This window comes from Vitreimonas sp., assembly GCF_035627415.1.
In the GTDB taxonomy this organism is placed as follows: domain Bacteria; phylum Pseudomonadota; class Alphaproteobacteria; order Caulobacterales; family Aquidulcibacteraceae; genus Vitreimonas.
The window spans coordinates 58,712-76,748 of record NZ_DASPLU010000003.1 but is presented as its reverse complement, the minus strand read 5'-3'; the positions used below and the strand labels follow the sequence as shown (position 1 = coordinate 76,748).

General features: G+C 66.4%; 19 protein-coding genes. 3 read left to right on the top strand and 16 right to left on the bottom strand.

Translation table 11 applies throughout. From position 1 onward, the window contains the following. Positions 1–304: 304 nt before the first annotated feature. The 10 genes from VEA80_RS00990 to VEA80_RS00945 form a co-directional block, all read right to left on the bottom strand. Complete coding sequence (locus tag VEA80_RS00990; RefSeq protein ID WP_325058848.1) at positions 305–2,392, bottom strand: peptidase domain-containing ABC transporter; 2,088 nt, start codon at positions 2,390–2,392, stop codon at positions 305–307. A gap of 83 nt (positions 2,393–2,475) precedes the next feature. Continuing rightward, on the bottom strand, positions 2,476–3,717 hold the full coding sequence (locus tag VEA80_RS00985; protein ID WP_325058813.1) for an HlyD family secretion protein: 1,242 nt from the start codon (positions 3,715–3,717) through the stop codon (positions 2,476–2,478). Positions 3,718–3,806: 89 nt separating this feature from the next. Beyond that, positions 3,807–5,246 carry a hypothetical protein gene (locus tag VEA80_RS00980; protein WP_325058812.1) on the bottom strand — a complete coding sequence of 480 codons (1,440 nt, stop codon included), beginning with the start codon at positions 5,244–5,246 and terminating at the stop codon, positions 3,807–3,809. Positions 5,247–5,325: 79 nt separating this feature from the next. Continuing rightward, a complete protein-coding gene (locus VEA80_RS00975) occupies positions 5,326–5,463 on the bottom strand; it encodes a hypothetical protein (RefSeq protein ID WP_325058811.1) in 138 nt (45 codons plus the stop codon). A 98-nt stretch (positions 5,464–5,561) separates the two neighbouring features. Then, positions 5,562–6,269, bottom strand: coding sequence for an N-acetylmuramoyl-L-alanine amidase-like domain-containing protein (locus tag VEA80_RS00970; RefSeq protein WP_325058810.1), 708 nt, complete (start codon positions 6,267–6,269; stop codon positions 5,562–5,564). Beyond that, on the bottom strand, positions 6,260–7,150 hold the full coding sequence (locus VEA80_RS00965) for a hypothetical protein (RefSeq protein ID WP_325058809.1): 891 nt from the start codon (positions 7,148–7,150) through the stop codon (positions 6,260–6,262). Before VEA80_RS00965 ends, VEA80_RS00970 begins: the two co-directional genes overlap by 10 nt. After that, positions 7,147–7,866, bottom strand: a complete 720-nt coding sequence (locus VEA80_RS00960) for a glycosyltransferase family 2 protein (protein ID WP_325058808.1) — start codon at positions 7,864–7,866, stop codon at positions 7,147–7,149. Before VEA80_RS00960 ends, VEA80_RS00965 begins: the two co-directional genes overlap by 4 nt. After that, on the bottom strand, positions 7,863–8,723 hold the full coding sequence (locus tag VEA80_RS00955; protein ID WP_325058807.1) for a serine hydrolase: 861 nt from the start codon (positions 8,721–8,723) through the stop codon (positions 7,863–7,865). The genes VEA80_RS00960 and VEA80_RS00955 overlap by 4 nt, the downstream gene beginning before the upstream one ends. After that, complete coding sequence (locus tag VEA80_RS00950) at positions 8,720–9,637, bottom strand: hypothetical protein (protein WP_325058806.1); 918 nt, start codon at positions 9,635–9,637, stop codon at positions 8,720–8,722. The genes VEA80_RS00955 and VEA80_RS00950 overlap by 4 nt, the downstream gene beginning before the upstream one ends. Before the next feature lie 42 nt (positions 9,638–9,679). Beyond that, positions 9,680–10,093 carry an NUDIX domain-containing protein gene (locus VEA80_RS00945; RefSeq protein WP_325058805.1) on the bottom strand — a complete coding sequence of 138 codons (414 nt, stop codon included), beginning with the start codon at positions 10,091–10,093 and terminating at the stop codon, positions 9,680–9,682. Positions 10,094–11,208: 1,115 nt separating this feature from the next. On the opposite strand from VEA80_RS00945, the gene VEA80_RS00940 reads away from it, so the two are divergent. After that, positions 11,209–12,102 carry a BON domain-containing protein gene (locus VEA80_RS00940; RefSeq protein ID WP_325058804.1) on the top strand — a complete coding sequence of 298 codons (894 nt, stop codon included), beginning with the start codon at positions 11,209–11,211 and terminating at the stop codon, positions 12,100–12,102. Beyond that, on the top strand, positions 12,102–12,719 hold the full coding sequence (locus VEA80_RS00935; RefSeq protein WP_325058847.1) for an RES family NAD+ phosphorylase: 618 nt from the start codon (positions 12,102–12,104) through the stop codon (positions 12,717–12,719). The genes VEA80_RS00940 and VEA80_RS00935 overlap by 1 nt, the downstream gene beginning before the upstream one ends. A 191-nt stretch (positions 12,720–12,910) precedes the next feature. On the opposite strand, the gene VEA80_RS00930 is transcribed toward VEA80_RS00935, so the two are convergent. Continuing rightward, positions 12,911–13,990, bottom strand: a complete 1,080-nt coding sequence (locus tag VEA80_RS00930; RefSeq protein ID WP_325058803.1) for a ComEC/Rec2 family competence protein — start codon at positions 13,988–13,990, stop codon at positions 12,911–12,913. A gap of 245 nt (positions 13,991–14,235) precedes the next feature. On the opposite strand from VEA80_RS00930, the gene VEA80_RS00925 reads away from it, so the two are divergent. Beyond that, positions 14,236–14,595, top strand: a complete 360-nt coding sequence (locus VEA80_RS00925; protein ID WP_325058802.1) for a helix-turn-helix transcriptional regulator — start codon at positions 14,236–14,238, stop codon at positions 14,593–14,595. Between the two features lie 27 nt (positions 14,596–14,622). On the opposite strand, the gene VEA80_RS00920 is transcribed toward VEA80_RS00925, so the two are convergent. Genes VEA80_RS00920 through VEA80_RS00900 form a run of 5 tightly spaced genes read right to left on the bottom strand, consistent with a single transcriptional unit; the run spans position 14,623 to position 17,969 of the window. Continuing rightward, entirely contained in the window at positions 14,623–16,008 is a 1,386-nt protein-coding gene (locus VEA80_RS00920; protein ID WP_325058801.1) for a cytochrome P450, read from the bottom strand. Positions 16,009–16,025: 17 nt separating this feature from the next. Further along, a complete protein-coding gene (locus VEA80_RS00915; protein ID WP_325058800.1) occupies positions 16,026–16,238 on the bottom strand; it encodes a hypothetical protein in 213 nt (70 codons plus the stop codon). Further along, a complete protein-coding gene (locus tag VEA80_RS00910) occupies positions 16,235–16,810 on the bottom strand; it encodes an isochorismatase family protein (protein ID WP_325058799.1) in 576 nt (191 codons plus the stop codon). The genes VEA80_RS00915 and VEA80_RS00910 overlap by 4 nt, the downstream gene beginning before the upstream one ends. Then, positions 16,804–17,415 (bottom strand): GNAT family N-acetyltransferase, encoded by a 612-nt coding sequence (locus VEA80_RS00905; protein ID WP_325058798.1) that lies wholly within the window; start codon positions 17,413–17,415, stop codon positions 16,804–16,806. The genes VEA80_RS00910 and VEA80_RS00905 overlap by 7 nt, the downstream gene beginning before the upstream one ends. Beyond that, positions 17,412–17,969 carry a hypothetical protein gene (locus VEA80_RS00900; RefSeq protein WP_325058797.1) on the bottom strand — a complete coding sequence of 186 codons (558 nt, stop codon included), beginning with the start codon at positions 17,967–17,969 and terminating at the stop codon, positions 17,412–17,414. The genes VEA80_RS00905 and VEA80_RS00900 overlap by 4 nt, the downstream gene beginning before the upstream one ends. Positions 17,970–18,037 lie beyond the last annotated feature (68 nt).

Here is an 18,037-nt window from a genome sequence, read left to right as displayed (position 1 = left end):
GCTTCTGCGATTGAGGGTTCGTAAAGCAGTTGCGCCCCGCCATGGCTGAGGGCTTCACGTCGTCCGCGGCTGAACCGACTCGGCGCTGACCTTGGGCTGCATCCGATGCGGAGTCGGCGTATGCGCGGCGACCGTTGCTTGTGCGGCGGCCTGCAGCATCGTGCGAAATGCGTCTGCGGGGCGCAAAATCCGATGCTCGCGCTTGCGCAGAGGCGCGAGCGAGGCCGCTCGATCTGGAGACCGCCCCCCGCGGGCTCAAAGAGGCTGGCGCAGCGAACGTGCAGCGGTGCTGACGGTGGGGGCTTTATGTCCTGATCTCGCGCCCCAGCGCCGGAAGCGAAAGCTCGCGCGGGCGAAGTTTGCCTCGGTCGAGGGCGAGCACGCGATCGGCCCGCTCGATCAGAGCCGGGCGGTGGGCGACCACGATCCGCGTGATCGTCATGGCGGCGATGAGATCGGCGACGACAGCTTCGTTGGCTTCGTCGAGATTGGCGGTGCCCTCGTCGAGGAACAGAATCTGCGGCTGGCGATAAAGCGCGCGCGCCAGCAGAATCCGCTGCTTCTGCCCGCCCGAAAGCGACGAGCCCATGTCGCCGACGAGCGTCCGGTATTGCATCGGCATGGCCGCGATCTCTCGATGCACATGCGCTGCGGTGGCCGCCGCGACGACGCGGGTCATGTCGAGATCTGGATCGAAGAAGGCGATGTTCTCGGCGAGCGTGCCCGAAAGCAGACGATCTTCCTGGCTGACGACGCCGGCGCGGGCGCGCCATAGCCGCATGAGTTCGGGGCTGGCGGGCCGCCCCTCGATCTCGAGCGTTCCCGATGTCGGCGGATAGAGTCCCAGCAACAATTTCAGCAAGGTCGACTTGCCCCCGCCCGAAGGTCCGACGATCGCGACGTACTCGCCCGCCGCTATGGTGAGATCGACGCCGTTCAGAACGAGCGGATCGGCAACGCCGTAGCGAAACGAAGCGTTGCGCAAAGAGATCTCGCCGCGGACCGCGAGCGCAGCGCCTTCGGTGCGCCACCCCTCGGGCTCGGCGTTGATGATGTCGCCGAGCCGCTCAAGATGAAGCCCGAGCAGACGAAACTGCAGTGTCTGATTGATGAGGGCGAGCGAACGGTCGGTGAAGGTCTGGCGGAAAGAGAGGAATGCGAACAGCATGCCGACGGAGAAGCCCTCTCCAGCGAGGATCAGGCGGGCGGCGAGAAAGACGACGAGCACGGTCTGCAGTCCGCTCGCCAGCACTTGCGTTGCAGCGAGCGCGATCTGGTACTTGCCGACGGAGAACGAGTTGTTGACGACCTCGGCATAGAGATTGCGCCAAGCCGCCTCGCGATCGGCCTCGCGTCCCATGAGCTTGATCGTGGTCGAGGCGCGGATCGTCTCCATCACATGACTGCGTTCCTTGGCGGACGCCTGGATTTCCTCTTGCATCCGCCCACGCATGATCGGGTAAACCACCCAGGCGACAGCCAGATTGACGAGAACGCCGGCGACGACGACCGCGGCGAGCAGGGGCGAGTAGGCGACGATGATGGCGCCGGCGATCAGCGCCATCACCCCGTCGATCAGGGCGGCGGCGACGCCCTTGGTGACGGCCTCTTGTATCGGCGTCGCCGAATTGATGCGGGACATGATGTCGCCGACATGGCGCTTGTGAAAAAAGTCGGCGGGCAGACGCAACAAATGCCGAAACAGATTGCCCACGAGTTGAAACGACAGCAGCGCGCCCACATAACGCAGCGTCCAGCCGCGCAGCGCCTCGAGGGCGGCCTGCATGACGACAAGGGCGCCAAAGCCCAGCGCCAGCACGTTCAGCAGGGCTGCGTCGGCGCGAAATATCGCCTCGTCGACGACGAGCTGGAGCTGGAAGGGCGCGGCGAAGACGGCAAGCTGAAGCATCGCCGAGAGGAGCAGGATCTGCGCGCCGGCGCTCCAGAGGCCGCGGGCGCTCGAGAACAGCGATCTTAGCTTCGTCGGCTCGGCCGCCGTCTTCTTGGCGAAGCCCTCGCCCGGAGCAAGCTCGAGCGCGACGCCGGTGAAGTGCCTCGACACCTCCGCCGGCGTCAGCCGGCGTTCGCCGAACGCGGGATCGTGGATGAGGATCGTTGTCTTCGACACCGATTTCAGCACGACGAAATGGCTGAAATCCCAGTGTAGAATCGCCGGCATGCGCAGCTTGGTGAGTGCGCTCATCTCGACCCGCAGCGCCCGCGCGGACAGATCGAGAGCCGCGGCGATGTCCATCAGCGAGCGAAGCGTCGCGCCGGAAATCGAAAACGAGAAGCGCTGGCGCATGCCGTTGAGGTCGACATCGTGGCCCCAATAGCGGGCGATCATCGTCATGCAGCAAAGGCCGCATTCGGCGGCTTCGGCGCCCAGCACGACCGGCAAGCGCCGCCGGCGTGACAGGTTGAGCTCGCTTAAGAGGCCGGGGGCACCCTCGCGTTGGACGAAGCTGGCGGACACTAGCGGCGCCCGGCGGCGTAGATGGGATCGAGCAACCATTCCATCAGACTGCGGCGATCGACGACGATGTCGGCGCTGAGCAGCATCCCCGCCTGCAGCGGCGCACGTTCGCCGTAAGCTTCGACATAGTCCTGGCTGAGGCGCACGCGCACGCGAAACACCGGTTCGCCGACGTCGACCCCGGGTATGGCGACTTCGTTCGGCGCGAGCACGGTCGGCGAGACCGCGAGCACCTCGCCTCGGCCCGCGCCGAAGCGCTGATGCGGAAACGCTTGGTAGAGCAGGCGCACCTCTTGGCCGGTGCGAATAAAGCCGATGGCGCGCGAGGGGGCGTAAAGCTCGGCTTCGAGGCGGCTGCCGTGCGGCACCACGGTCGCGACCGCCGCGCCCGAGGCGAGGGTTTGGCCCTGTCTTGCCGCAATCGCGGCGACACGGCCTGCGACCGGGGCGCGCACGAGATAATGCGAGCGCGACTGCGCGTCGGTGCGCCGCTGCGCCAACTGAGCTGCCGTGACCGCGATCGCCGCTTCCGCCGCGGCGGTCTCGATCGGCAAAGCCTCGAGCCGCGCGCGCATGGCGATGATGTCGCGGTCGAGCGAAAGCGCGCGCTGGCGCAAGGCGGCGAGCTCCTGTTCCTGCGCCAGCGCGGCGGCATGGCGCGCCTCGAGCTGCGAGCGGGGAAAGAAGCCGCGGTCGGCGAGCGACTGCAGCCGCTCGAGATCGGTTTCCGCAAGGCGGATGCGCTCGCCCTGGAGGACGATCTGGCGCTCGACCTGGCCGCGTTCGGCGGCCAGGCTGTCGCGGCTGCGCCGCAGCTGCTGGTGCTCGCTTTGCAGCTGGGCGAGATCGGCGCCGGCGCCGGCGCGGGCCGCATCCGCTTCCGCCGCGAGACTGGCGGACAAGGCCTGGCCGGCGTCGCCCGACTCGATCTCAGGCGAGAGCTGGATGCGCGCCAGCGCCTGTCCGGCTGCGACGATATCGCCCTCCCGCACGTCGAGCGCCTCGACCAATCCGCCCTGCACGGCGACCGCGCGCAGCAAACCGCTGTCAGGCGTGATCCAGCCGGTCACCGTTTCCTTGCGCGCGTAACTTGCCGAGCACGCAAAGCAGAGGCCAGCGACGACAGCGGTCAAGAAAAAGCCCGCGAGCAGCCTCGTCGAGGGCGGCGTCGCCATGATCACCGCGCCCTCAAGGCGCCGCGCGCTGTGCTGCAGCGGCTCGCTGCGGAAGAGTTCGCTCAAACTTCGCCTCCGGCTTTTGCGCAGCGTTCCAGTTGGCGCACGCTTTGCGGCGACGGGCGAGCGGTCGAAGAGCGCGCCAGGAGCATGGTTCAGATCACAAAGCGGCGCGGGTTGCGAAATTCTATAGCCAAGCGCCGCGCGTCGTCGGCGCCCGCGAACCATGGCAGGCGCTCTGCAAAGCGGCGCCTGATCAGCGCCTCGACCTCGTCTCGTCTGGCCGGAAAAGCGTGCTGCGGATACTTGAGCTCGACGCTGAGGACGAGCGGGCCAGAGCCTTCATTCTTCAGTTCGAACAGCGGCCAATGCTTGAAATCGCGCAGCGGCTCGTCATAGCCGACATTGTGCTTCAGCACCGGCCGGTTGATGTCGGGCAGATCGTCGAGAAGGTCGATGACCTCGCAGATGCCTAGAAAATCAGCTTCGCTCTGGTCGGGCCGCAACTTGACCGAGCCTTTATAGCGGCCAAGGAAGCGATAGCCCTCGAGGCCGTTGACGCAGCGCACCTCGCGCCGCTCGACATAATCGCCGACTTCGTAGCGCATGAGATGCGTGGAGGAGACGGTCGGATAAAGCGCGGTGAGCGCGAGCCGCCCGCGCCCTTCGGCGAGCGGCCGGCCGGCAGAATCGACCACCTCGACCGTGCAGAACGGGTGGAAGTGGTGATGGCCGCAGTGCAGACAGCTGTTGGCGAACACCGGCAGCTCGGAGAACGAGATCGCGTCGATGAGATCGGCCCGCCAGGTGTCTTCAAGCCAGCCTCGCAGATGTCGGGAGACATAAGTGCCGGTCGTATGCAGTTCGCGAACGCTCTCGCGCAGGGCGGCGAAGCGATCGCCGAACCTCGCCATGGCGCAGAGGCTGAGGTCGACGATGTCGAACGGATTGCCCGAAATCGTGTGGATCCGCATTTCGGCGGACGCGGCGGCGGAGTGATCGAGCAGGTCGAGCGCCTTTTCCATGCCGGCATTGAGCTTGGATATGACCGGCAGCACGCCGCCGCGCCCCGGCGGCTCGTTGCCCAGCGCCTGGAACGCGAGCTTCAACAAAAAGCCGGGCTGGGCTTGCCCGCGCGCGCGCGCGGCGCGCCCGTAGAACCCGCTCAGCGCCTTGCGTAGAACTTCGCGCGCCTGCGAGGAGTGCAGCAGCATGAGCGATTTTCCGCTCGTGGTGCCGGAGGTGTAGGAAGGAAAGTGACCCTGCCCGGGCACGAAGATGGACGCGCCCGCTTTTTCGACATCGGTCCGGTTGAGCAAGGGCAGCTGATCGAGTTCGAAGGGTTGGCCGCCCTCGATCATGTCGCGGTAGGGGTGAAGGCGCTCGCGCCAGAACGGAGCGTGCCGATAAGCGTGCAGCGCCGTCGCCGCGGCCAAGTATCGATAGAGCTCCCGGCGATAGAGCGTGAAGCTGGGGTTCAGGAAAGCGACCAGCACCGATTTCAGCAGCCAGTCGGCGTCGAGCTGATCGAAATCCGACGCTGCGGGAATGAACGCAAGCGCTTGCTGTTCTGTCAGGCGATGACGCGAGCTCATGTCAACCCCACCTTGTTGGACCGGGCGAACGCGTTCGCGTCCGCCCGATCCGTGCTCTGTCAGAGTCCCGTGCTCTCGCTTAGACCGAATACTCCATGGCGGAGCTCAGGCGGGCGGCGAATTCGAGCGAGGAGCCGGCGCCGTGAACGAGCGAGATGTCTTGCTCGGAGAGCTCGACGATATCGTCGATGCTGAAGTCGGTGAGTTTCTCAGTCATGTGACTGCTCCTGTTGTTAAGCCAGCCTTCGCTGGCTTCTCTTGCTGGCACAGCTCAGATTGATGCGCAACCAGAAGTTGTAATTCTTGCGCGCTTGGTCACGATTCGAGCGGCGGCTCGCATGGACGCGCCAACAAAAGTCCAGCCATGGTGTTGCGCGCAATGAAGTCGGCGATCGGCTCGGCGAAGCTCTCGCCGACGCTCTTTGCGCAATGATGCAGTATGGGCGTTGACCCCTCGATCGCGATCAAGCCGCAATGAAACACGTCGAGGTCCTCGCGGGTGGAGCCGAAGGCGACGAGATCGCCCGATCGCAATATCGGAGGCCGCCGCGTGACGAGTTCGATCGGCGCAAAGCCCAATTGTTTTGTGCGGACAGGATAGGAGACAAGCGCCGACAGATGACGCACGCGCGCGCGCTGAAACGGCGCGAACGGCGCACATGTGAAAAAACCCTCGCCCGCCGCCGCGTCGATCCAGTCCGCGAAATAGTGATGGCGGCTGATCCAGCGCACCTCGCCGGCGGCGTAGCGCAACCGCCGCAAAACCTGGAGAAAGCCCGCAGCAGAGGACGAGAAGGCGAGGGCGTAGACCGTCTCGCAATAGGTCACGCAATCGAAGCCGCGCACAGAAGCGTTCAGCGTTTCGGAGCTCTGGGGTCCGCCGCCGAGCGGATCGCTCACATAGGGCCTGCCGAGCAGGCCTGCGCTCGCTTTCTCCACCCGCGCGCCCAGTGTTCGCTCGCTTGCGAGCGAACGTAGCAGGTTTTCGACTTCCGCGCATTCGGCTGTCTCGATCACGGACATTGCAGCACCAGGCATGAGGCGTCGTCGGCGGATTTCAGCATGCGCCCCTCGCGATGGGCGTAGACGGCGCTTTCGTATGCGCGCATCTCGGCCAGAACCGCGCGCGCGCCCGCGTCCGACAAGCAGCGGCGTAACGCCTCGTTCCGTTCGGCGAGCCCGTACTCGTCGAAGCATCGCGCCAAGCCGTCGGATAGGAGCACGACGTGCCCCCCGGCCGGGATGAGCATGGCGCTTTCGCGGGCGGCGTCGGCGGCGCTCGGGTCGAACCCTGCGATGGAACGGCTGGCGGCGCCGTGTTGGTGTTCGCGCGCGCGTTGCAGGCGCGCGATCGCTTCTTCGCGCGAGGCGAGGCAAACGTTCTGCAGCCTGATTTCGCCCGAGGGCCGGTGCTCCCAGACCGGAGCGACGCTTTCACGGACGGCGTAAACCGGACAGTCGCCAAGATGAACGCCGTCGAGGCGCCAGGCGCCGGCCTCGCCTCGCCGCAGGCGCACCAAAGATATCGCCGCAAGCGGCCAGGCCCAGCGCGGGGCGCACGCCCTTGTCGCGCGTGTGCTCGCTTCGAGGTCAAGCAGCGCGCGCTTCAGCGCCTCGCGCGGCGTCGCAATCTCCGCGGCGAGATGTCGAGCAATCAACGCGTCCAGGCGCCCGGCGTACCAGGCGCCGTCCGTGGCGCCGTCCGTGGCGTCGTCGGCGAAGAAGCGGCGCTCGGTGACCGTTGCGGCGGCGTCGATCATCCAGGCGAAGAGGCCCGCCGGGCCCTGCCAGGCCCCGAACCGATCCTCATTCGTCGCCTCGGGCGCAGCTTCGCTCATGCTCACCGTGACGAACGGCCAGCGTTCCGTGGAGCTTGCGTCCTGGCGCATGTCCTGCGGCCTCATGCGAGCGCCTCGGCTTGCGACAACACGACAGGATCGCCCGCCTGCCGCGCCGCGATCGTGCGCACATTGCCCGGCGGGTCGCGCAAATGTTCGTAGGAAGGCTGCCATTGCAGCGCGGGATCGCACTCGCGGTACTTGGCAAAGCGCGCCTCTCTGCGATCTTCGGTAAGGCCGGCCCGGTGCAGCACGCGCAGGCTCGTGAGCGCGCGCTGGTGCGGCCCGAACTCCAACGGCACGAGATCGAAGTGGAGCTTGTTCGGCGAGAGGGTGTAGCCCGGCGCGTAAGAGTAGAGCCGATAGACCCACAGCTTTCGTTTGTCGAAATGGGCCATGTCGCCGATCAAGCGATAAACTTCGACCGCGTAAGCGACGTTGGTGAGCGCCTCGTTCTCGAGAAATTCGCGAAGCACGGCGGCGTCGCTCGCCTCCAGCACCTCGTCGGCGTCCAGCCAGAAGATCCAATCCGGCGCGAACGGCGCGGCGGCGGCGAGGAGGCGCCGGCGGTTCAGCGAATCGTCCCAGCCTTCGTAGCTTTCACGCCGCGGATTGGAGAGCACCTGCTTGACCAGCGGATGCCTCGCTAGCAGCTGCGGGGTCTCGTCTGTGCTGCCGTCGTCGAGCGCGACGACGCCGTCTGCGAAGGTGCTGACCGAGTTGAAATACGCATCGAGGTCAGCGGCGCCGTTGCGGACTGGAAGCAGGCAAAGCAGCTTCATCTTGACGCCTCCGAAATGGGGTCGTGCGATAAGAGGAGATCGAACAGCGATCTTGCGCAGCGCCCGATGTCGAGCGCTGTCTGTTCGAGGTCCGCCTCGCGTTCGGTGAGAAAGGCCGCCCAGAAGCGCCGCTCGCCGGATGAGATCATGCCGACATCGTTGGCGACGCCGTCGAGCGTGCCGGTCTTGTGCGCCGCTCGCGCGCCCGGCGGAAGGAAGGCGGGTATTCGCGTGTTTCGGGTGCTGTTCTGCATGGCGCGCACAAGGTCGGCATAGTCTTGCCTTGCGGTGATCGCCTGAAGCAGCGTGAGCGCGTCGTCCGAGTTCAACGCGTTCGCCCGATTGGCTGCGCCGAGTTCGGGGTCCGTGTAGCCGGCGCAGAGTTCGAAGCGATCGCGGGATATGCCGATCTGCTCTAGCGTCTCGGCGACGATCGAGCGGGGACAGAGCGCGTCCAGGAAAACCGCGAGCGGATTATCGCTTGTCTGCAGCGCCAGCCTGCAGATCTCGCGCAACGAGATTTCGTGATCGGGGTCGAAGGCGGTGAGAAGCGAGGGAAAGGCGGTCGGAGGAAACAACCCGATCCTGTAGCGCGCCGCAGCGTCGAGGACGCCGCGCTCGCACTGACGCAATACGGCGAGCACGAGCGCCAGCTTGAAGACGCTCGCCGCCGGCCTCGCAACGGCGCCGCGCACCGCGACCCGTCCTATGTCGTCGTGGTCGACGGTGACGCTCCGGCCGGGATGGTCCTGGGCGAAGTCTGCTATGATGTCTTCGGCGCGGGCGCGCAGCCGCCGCGAGCTTGAGCCTGCTTGCGCATCCGCTGCGGCGAGGGTCGAGGCGCGAACCGGGTTCATGCCGCGCGCGCCTCTTCTTCTGGGCGAGGTCCGGGCGCGCTGCTGAAGGCCGAGGACATGAAGAGATCGCGCCAGCCGCGGCCGGAGAGCCGGCGCATCAGTTCGGCCGCCTCGCGAATTTGGCCGGTGAGCATGGCGCGATAGAGCGCCTCCATCAAAGCGGGGCTGTCATAGCGCTCGAGAAACTCAAGTGTCGGGTTCGTGACGGATTGATGGAAACTCCAGCTGGGGCATTGAGGGCCGATCTCTTCCAGCTCGGCCCGAACGTCGGCGACGAGCATGCGCTCCGCCGGCGTGCGCGCGCGCGCGAAGGCGGCGATGGAGCGGTGGGACAGCAATTCGGCTGTCTTCAGGACGACGATCCCGTCCATGAGCAGATTGAGGTTGATCGAGCCGCACGCTGTCTGCCGCGCCGGCGAATAGGAGAGCCCGTTCCACCTGCGGAAGTTGAAGCCGTACTGCTCGCGAAAGATGCGCCCGTCGGGTCCGCGCCGAAACGTTCGATAGGTCGCGTTGTGAATGCAATCGTGCACATAGGCGCGCAGCGCGTCCAGGGCGCGGACAGAGGCGCCGATCTCGGCGTCGGTAATCGCAACGGCGTAGCCGACGAGATCGAGATAGCGGAAGCCGTGTGCATGGCGGCTGTGAAATCCGCCGTGATCGGCGTCCGTCGGCCGGTAAAGATAGTATCGCGAGAGCGGCAGCGGCTCGAGCCGATGGCGTCGCAGAAGAGCGAGCACCGCCAGAAGACCGCGCGCAAGCGCGCGCTCCTGGCCGAGCAAGTGCTCGAACGAGCAATACGCCCCGCCGCGAAACACCTCTCGCACGTCGAAGAAGGCGCGCCTGCGGCGCACTTCCTCGCGCACGCACACAGCGTCCGGTCCGAGGAAAGACTCGTTGGCGGTAATGAGCATCGCGTCCTCGAGAGGAGGGCGCGCGGGCTCGCCGTCGCATTGTCACCAGACGCTGACGCTTGCCGTCTCAGATCGGACCTCCTCGAGCCGCCGTTTGGTCGCCGGAGAGACGCCTGCGGGCAGAGCTTCGAGCGGGAAAAAACCGGCTTCCCTGATCTCGACGGCGTCGGTCGCCGTCACATCGCCTGAACTAACCTGGACCACGAAGACGGCGATGTGATCGTCCTTGTGCTCGCGCCTATTGTGATAGACGCCGAGCACGCGAACCAATCTGAAGTCGACGACGCCTATCTCTTCTGCAAGTTCGCGACGAAGAGCTGCCTCGAAAGACTCCCCCTTTTCGACACCACCGCCTGGCAGATACCAGAACTTGTCATACGTGTGACGCACGAGCGCGACTTTGCCGTGATCGTCGAGCACGACAGCGCGCACGCCCAATGTGCGAGGCTTGACCACGCGCCAGTACAACCTGCGGACCGGGCCAAGTATCCGGGCTGCGAGCATGACGATCCCCGCTTGGATGATCTTCGAACAATCACCGGCTGGGATGGGCGTCAACGGCGACCGTGTCGGTCTGCCGCCGCGCAGCGCGGACAAGCAGAACTCTGGAGAGCGCGAGGATGCTACTAAAGGTTGCGTCATTGCGCAAGCGGTTTGGATGTGCCGGGATCGCCGGCGACTTCGGCTCGACGCGAGCTCGATCCGGATACGCGCGCCGACCGCGCGCCGGAGCTAGACCGCTCAAGACCCGTTGACCTCGGGGCGGGCGGGCAGCACGCGGGGAGCGGCTCGCGAGGCGGCTTCCGATCGCGAGCGCTCGGTTGCGAGGACCGGTTAAGTCGTGGCGCTGAGCCGCTCATGAGTGAGCGCGGCCGCGCGATTATGAGCCGATGCAAATGGCGTCATCGGGAAGAGGAGAAGTCGCCGCCCCGGGCGGCCGCCCCGCCTCCGCACAGCCGGCGGCGCTGGGCCAATGGTTCCATTTACGTTGCTTTAGTTCCACGTCATGATATATAGCAACCATGTCAACCGAGGATGAGTCGCCTGATCCGGACAATGGCGGGCGAAGGTCCCGTCGGCGCCCTCGAACCAGACAATCGGCCGAGCCAGGCTCTGCGACCCCGCCGGAGTCTCCGCGCGAGCGGGACGACGAAGCGAGGCGCGGCGGCTGGTTTGGAGCTTCCGACAATCAACGCGACCGGAGCTACCAAGGGCCGTCATGGCGCGAAGATGATGACGATTATCGCCGCAGCTATGGTCAGGGCGGGGCAGTTTACGACGATCGCAGTCGCGATGACTGGGGGCGCTCATTGGGTTCGGACTACGGCAAAGGCCAGAGCGGATATGGCGGCGGCTATGGGCAGGGCTATGGCGGCGGCTTGAGCTATGGCGGCCCGCAATTCGGCCAAGGCCAGGGCTATGGCGGCGCCCAATATGGTCGAGGCGGCTATTCGTCCCAAGGGGGGGGGGGTGAGCGCCGCGGCGCGAGCCAAGGTTTCGGTCAGAGCCAAAGCTTTGGCGGCTACGCTGCCGTTTCGGGCGACGACTTCTGGGTGGACCAAGCGCGCGCGATGGCCGGCGGCCGACAGGGGCGCGGGCACAGCGGCCGGGGGCCCAAGAATTACAAGCGGTCTGACGACCGCATCCGCGAAGACCTCAACGAGCGTTTGACCGACGATCCCGACATCGACGCGTCGGAAATCGAAGTGAAGGTGACAAATTGCGACGTCACTCTGAGCGGTGTTGTCGACACACGCGGAGCCAAACGTCATGCCGAGGATCTGGCCGAGTCCGTGTCAGGCGTGAGATCGGTGCGAAATGACCTGCGGGTGGAGCGGCGCGCCGCCAGCAACGCCGACCTCGTCCCGAGCGAAAATCCTCTCGACGCGTCGGCGATGCGCCTAGGCGGGGTGCGATACGCGTGGTTCGCTAGAGCGGCGGGCGTGCTCACCGCGATCGCCGAGCGCGCGTCCGAGGCGACCTTGGCTAAAGCGCTCGCAGAACATCAGGGCGCCGCCTCGCTGCTGACGGTCGTCGCCGCCGACGACCAATTTGCCGCGACAGAGCCGAGAGCGTGGGAAGCCGCGGAATTTGCATTACACCGGGATGTCCTGATCAAATCGGCCGGCGGCACGCTAACGAGTGGCGAAGTGGCGGAGATGTTCGGCATTTCGCGTCAAGCGGTCGATAAGCAGCGTCGGCAAAACAAGCTGCTCGCCATTCGATTGGCGGGCGACTGGAAGTATCCAGCGGTTCAGTTCGCCGATGGGCGCACCGTGGGGGGCTTGGACGCAGTCCTGGAAGCGCAACGGGGCGTCAATCCTCTGGTTACGCTCGAGCTGCTCGTCGCCAAGGACTCGGCGCTCGGCGGCGTCAGCGTCATCGAGGCGCTGAAGGCTGGAGGGGAGTTGGCAAAGACCGCGATTGAGCTAGTCATAGGAGGACGGAGCGATGACTACCTGTGATGGCTGTGGCGACTGCCCCGGGACCACCCCTTCCTTCTGACTGGCTCGCTCGAGAAAGCCTGCCCGTCATAGAAGTCTCCGCTCTGTTTCGGGTTCATCGATCCGAGCACCATCCGATTTTCTTCGGGCCGCCGAAGAACGCGGCCCCCGCTGGCCGGTTCAATTGTGTGTGCAATTGCTTTCGCGCTTTGTACGCCGCGGAAAATTTCAATGGGGCGCTGGTCGAAGGCCTCATAAGAAACCCCGGGCGTCGCTACGTGGATCCGCGCGAGATACGGATGCGCTCGTATTCTTCGCTCGCCTGTTCAAGGCCGTTGCGCCTCATCCGCCTGTTCGGCGGCGGGCTTCAACAGGTCGGTTCGGACGCGACGGTTGTCAGCGGGCCCCACGAACACAGCCGAATCTGGTCGAAAGCGCTCTGGGCGCATGGCGAGGAGGCTGACGGCATCGCCTATCACGCCCGTCATGACGATGAGCTGCTTTGCTATGCGATTTGGTGCCGCGCTGAGCGCTTCATCGAAGTCGAGAACACACGTCCGCTAAGTCCGGCGGATTGCGAAGTGACGGATGCGCTCATTCGCTACAATAAAATTCTCACTCCCGAGCGTCATTCGTGACTTGCGAGCACCGCGCCGGTGCGCCCCCGATGCGCACGCGAACTCAGTGTGAACATGCGCCCTTCAAGCTGTCGTGTTGATCTTCTCCGCGGCGGTGACGTTGAGCGCGTTCATGCCGACACGCAAAGAGCGATGCTTGAGGCGTCAATTCGCAAACTCGCTCGCGCGTATGGCGCACTTTCGCGTGTCGCTCAGGCAGTGGGAGCGGTTCGGCCTGGCAGGCGCGCCGCCGCCGGCAGCCGGCCGGCGCAACCCGGCGTTCGCCGCTGGCAATAGATGCTGAGCCGATCGCCGCGCAGGCGCACCAGCATGTGGCCGTTGTCGTGCGTTGTGAGAATGCGGTCGCGGGTTTGGTGCGCCTCCTCGCCGTCGCAGGTCACTTCGTGCGGCGCAAGCCGCTGGTTCATGGCGGCGTCAAATCGCCTGACCACCTCGCAGGTCGGATGCTGATAGCTCGTCGGCCGCATGCTGAAAATGGCGCCCTGCAGACGCCAGGCGCCGATCCATTCCTGACTGTTGCTGCCTTCTGTGCCCGCGCCGTGATGCGATCCGATCAGCACCGTCTGATTGCTGGAGAGGTGGGGAAGGCTGCTCATCGCAGCGATGGCGGCCCGCTCCGTCGCTCCGTGCGCATCGCCCGGCAAAACCACACTCGTATCTCCAAAGCTGAGCGCGACGACGGCGCTGTGCGGGTTGGTTTGAGCGCTGCCAGCCAAGTTGGCGATCAGCGCGTCGGCGCGCGCGTTTCCGCATTGGAGATCGGAATCCGCGGGGCTGAAAGCGTTCGCCGTAAATTCGAGCACGGCGTCTTCGCCGCCGCGAAGGTTCGATGTCCATTCCACGAACGCCGCGCCGTGCATATGCAGCGGATCGGCAAGCAGCACCCGGTCCGTCAACTCCGCGGGCGCCGCTTCGGCAATGAGATTGTAATGGTCCGCGTCGGCGTGAGAGACGAGCACGGTGAGCGCGCCCGCGGCGCGCGCGCGCTCGCGCACCCAAGCTGTGGCGGCTTCGGTGTTGTTGCGCGTCAGTTCGTTGGAGCTTCCTCCACTGCTGCCGCAATCGAAAACGATGAGGCGCCCGGGACAGTCGACGACGACGCACGAGCCCTGGCCGATATCCAGCATCCAGACGTCGACGGAGGTCTGCTCGACTGCGCCGATCGCGTTCGCCTGCGGCGAGGTCGATCGCGCCGGCGCGCCGGCGCCGGCGCAGCCCGCGAGCGCGAGGGCCACAAGAGTGCGCGCGGCCGTTGTGGCGATGCGCTTCATGACTTTCCCCGTTTGGGTCAAACCGCATGCGCGGGCCCCGTGGGCACACTAGACCAGCGCCCGGCGCAACACCAGGTTGTAGCAACGAGCGCTTGGGCGCGCGGCCGACTGCGCCCCGCATTCGGCTTCGGACCGGCCCTCGCAGGCGACCTTCGTCGCGCCTTGATTGATGAGGCGGCGCTGGCGCAAATTGTGGCGGATGTCTTGCGGGGGTTGCATTGACTGATGAGCGGGCGGCCAACGCCATGGACAAGAAGATCGGCGAGCGCGTGCGCGCGCGCCGGCTCGAGATCGGCATGAGCCAGGAGCGGCTGGCCGAACTCCTCGGCGTCACTTTCCAGCAGGTGCAGAAATACGAAAAAGGCGCCAATCGCATCGCCGCGAGCCGTCTGTTCGACATCTCGTGCGCGCTCGACCTGCCGATCACCGATTTCTTTGCCGGGTTCAAAGGCGCCGTCAAAAGCGCTTCGGGCGCCGTGTTCAGCGAGGCGCTCTCGACACCCGGCGCGCGCGAGCTCGTGCGCCGTTACGCGGGGCTGCGCACGGCCAAGCTGCGCCGCCAAGTGCTGGAAATCGTGCGCGTCATCGACGAGGGCGCGGACTAAGACGCACACGAAGCGCCGGCTCGCGCATCAGGCGGCCGATCGCCTCCGCTCGCCCGGCAGGATCTTGACCTCCACGGCGAGCGGCCCTTCCGGGCGCAGTGCGAGGCGCAGCTTCGGACGCACCAAGTCCGGCGCAATCGCCGTAAACTGCGCGCGGCGCACAAGCGCAGCCAATAGAATGGTCGCTTCGAGCATGGCGAACGCCGCGCCGATACATACCCGTTGGCCCGCGCCGAACGGCATATAGTGATAGCGCCGGCCGCCGGCGCCGCCGGCGAAGCGCGAAGGATCAAAGGCGTCTGGATTGTCCCAGTAGAGCCGGTGGCGATGCAGCGCATAGATCGGGACGATGACGACGTCGCCGCGCCGCACCTCCTCGCCGGCGAGCGCGCCCGCGCGTTTGGCGACGCGCGACAGCGCCGGGAGCGGGGGATAGAGCCGCATCGTCTCTTGAATGACCTGGCGGGTGAAGCGAAGCTCGCCCGCTGTGTTGGCGCAAATGGCCTTCTCGCCCGCGACGGCGTCGACTTCCGCACGTATGCGCGCCTGAACCTCCGGGTAGATCGCAACTAGGAAAATTGACCAGGTGAGCGCAAGCGCCGTCGTCTCGTGTCCGCCGGCCAGGAACGTCAGCAGGTTGTCGCAAAGTTCGCCATCGCTCATCGCGCGCCCGGTCTTGGCGTCGCGAGCTTCGGCGAGGGCGTCATAAAGATCGCCGCGCCGAGGCGAGCGGCGTCGGCATTCGATCATCTCGCCGACCGATCGGCGCAAGTACGCCGCCGCCTCGTGCGCGGCTGGCGCGGTGAAGCGCTTCAGCCATTGCGGCGCGCCGAATAGATCGAAGAGACTGGGGCGGCCGAGGGCCTCGAGATAGGCGCTGAAGGCTTGGCTCATGCCGGCAGAATCGACTTCGCCGCGCCCGCCGAACATGGCGTCGAGAATGACCTCGAAGGTGATGGTATTGAGTTCGGCGCCGATGTCGCGAACAGCGCTCGCTGCTTCGCTCTCCCATCGCGAAACCGCGCGGTCGGCCGCCGCGCCGATTGCCTCGGCGCACGCCTCGACGCGCCGCGGCTGGAACGCAGGCGCCGCCGCCTGACGCTGCCAGCGCCAGCTCTCGGCTTCCGCCGTGAGCAGGCCTTCGCCGAGCAGCGGCTTCAGCAGCCCCATCCAGACCGGGGATTTCGTGAAGTCGGCGGCGTTGTCCACCAAAACCGTGCGCAACGCCGTCGGCTCGCACAGGTAAAGCAGACGAAAGTCGCGCCGCGGCGGGAGGTAGACCGGCTGCTCGTAGATCGCCTGCGGCCAGCCGGCGATCGGATTGTCGCGCATCGCTGCAAGAGCGCGCCAGAACGGCAGCTGCCGCGCGGGCGGGGCGATGAAGGGCGGAATAGGCGCAGCGGGCGTGTCCATCGTCGTCGGCGCCGAGATCAGATCGAGGCTTCGCGCCGAGCAGCCGCGTCCGCATCGTCCGCCGCGCCGACAAGTGCTGTTGAAATGCGGTGCGCGCTCTCGACGGCGGCGCTGAGTTCAGGCTGGCTTGCGCGCAGATCGGCGAGTTCGCGGGCAGCGTAAGCCAGAATCTCGCTGACGACCGTCAGGATCTTGCGGTCATTTTGATGGATGAAGGGGATCGTACTCATTCTCGCGTCTCCTTGCTTGCGACAATCGCTTCCAAGGCCGGATGGGCCTGCATGGGCGCGGTCTCGGCCGCGCTGACGGAAAAGCCGAGGAAGCGCGCGATATCGCGCGCCACCGCTTCGTGCGCCGGCGCGCCCGCCTCGATTCCGGACGGTCCCGCGAGCGCCTCGCCCGGAAGGATGAGGCGATGGCCGCGCTCGAATGCGTCAATCGAGGTCGCGAGCAGGGAAAGCGAAGTGCTGAGGCCGGTCACCATCGCGCCCGCGTCGGCGCTCGCCATCAGGCGGTCGAATTCCTCGTGGCCGTAGGCCGAAAGGCTTTCGCGCTCGAACACCATCTCGCGCGTCAGCGGCTCGAAGCCATGCACCGGCCGCGCCGACTGCACCGTCATCGACACGGGCGCAGCGAACGGGCGCAGCAGGCAATGGGCGATGCGCCAGCGCCGTTCGCGGGCGTAGGCGAGCAGGCGCCGGCCGTGCATCAGCGCGCGCGTCCCACTCGCGGCGTGGAAACGCCCCGGCTCGACGAAAGCGCGCTGCACGTCGAGGCAAACGAGGAGCGGCGCGGTCAGCACGGATTGGTCGCCGGCCGTGCAGAGGATCGATCGAGCGGGCCGGGCGCATCCCAGCGTCCTTCAGGACGCAGCAGCACGAGCGGGGTCGTGTCGGCCGAGAGCGCCTCCGGGTGGGGATCCATGCGGCCTTCAACTTCGATATATTCGTGGTCAGAGAAATAAAACCGCTCGCGTCCCGGGCGGGGGGCGAAGCCAAGGCGCAGCCAGAATGGGGCGAGCCGCGCCTGGATGTGCCCGATCGCGCGTTTGTAGCCGCGCCGGCTCGCAAGTCGCACCGCCTCGCCGAACAGGGAGCGCACCACCGCGCCGCCGCGGTGCTCGGACTTGACCGCGACGCGTTCGATCTTGACGAAGTCGGCGAACCAGCGAAGGCGCAACGTCCCGACCGGCTCGCCGTCGATCCTGGCGATGAGATGGGTCGAAGCGGCAAGATCGTTGCCGTCGAACTCTTCGTCGAACGGGCAGCGCTGTTCGCCCATATAGATGAGGGCGCGCAACGCGAAGACGCGCACCAGCCCGTCGAGATCGCGGACAATGTCGATCTCGACATGATTTGCGGGCGGGCCGCTATAGAGAAGCGGCAGCGCGGCGTCGCAATGAGTCATGACGCGGCCGCCAGCGCCTTCAGTGGCGGCGCATAATAAAGGCCAGTGGCGGCGTCGATGGGAGTGGCGTAGCCAAAACCCTTCATGGCGCGCTCGCCCCCGCTCGACGTCGCGCGCGCGTAGAGTCCAACATGGGCAAAGAAGCGCTTGCGCATGCCGGCAAGCGCGCGCAGCACCGCAAATTGCGCGCGCCTGGTGTCTCCGCCGAGGCCCCAGACATAACCGCTCCGGCTCGCCGCGCCGAACGGCTCGGCCCAGTCGGGCTCGAGCGGGGCGCGAGCGACCAGCGCCCGCTCGCCGCGCGGCGACAGCGCAAAGAAGGCGATGAACCCTGCGGCGTCATCGGTCTCGCGAAGAAAGAGGCTGTGGCCGGTGCGCGCCTGCACGGCTTTGAGCGTGGCGAGCGGCGCCACCTCGACCGGAAGCAGCCGCTGGGCGAGCGCTCGGAAGGCGGCGATGTCGCCGTCGCTGTCGCAGGCGCCAAAGCCCTGGCCGACGAGAAAGGCGCGTATTTGCAGAGCGCTCGCGCACCCTCGCTCCGATTGAGCTTGCATGCGAGGCCCCCCTTGCTGAAAACTCTGGCGCGAGCTTGGGAGAAGAGGACGCCTCGCGCTTCGGCGGT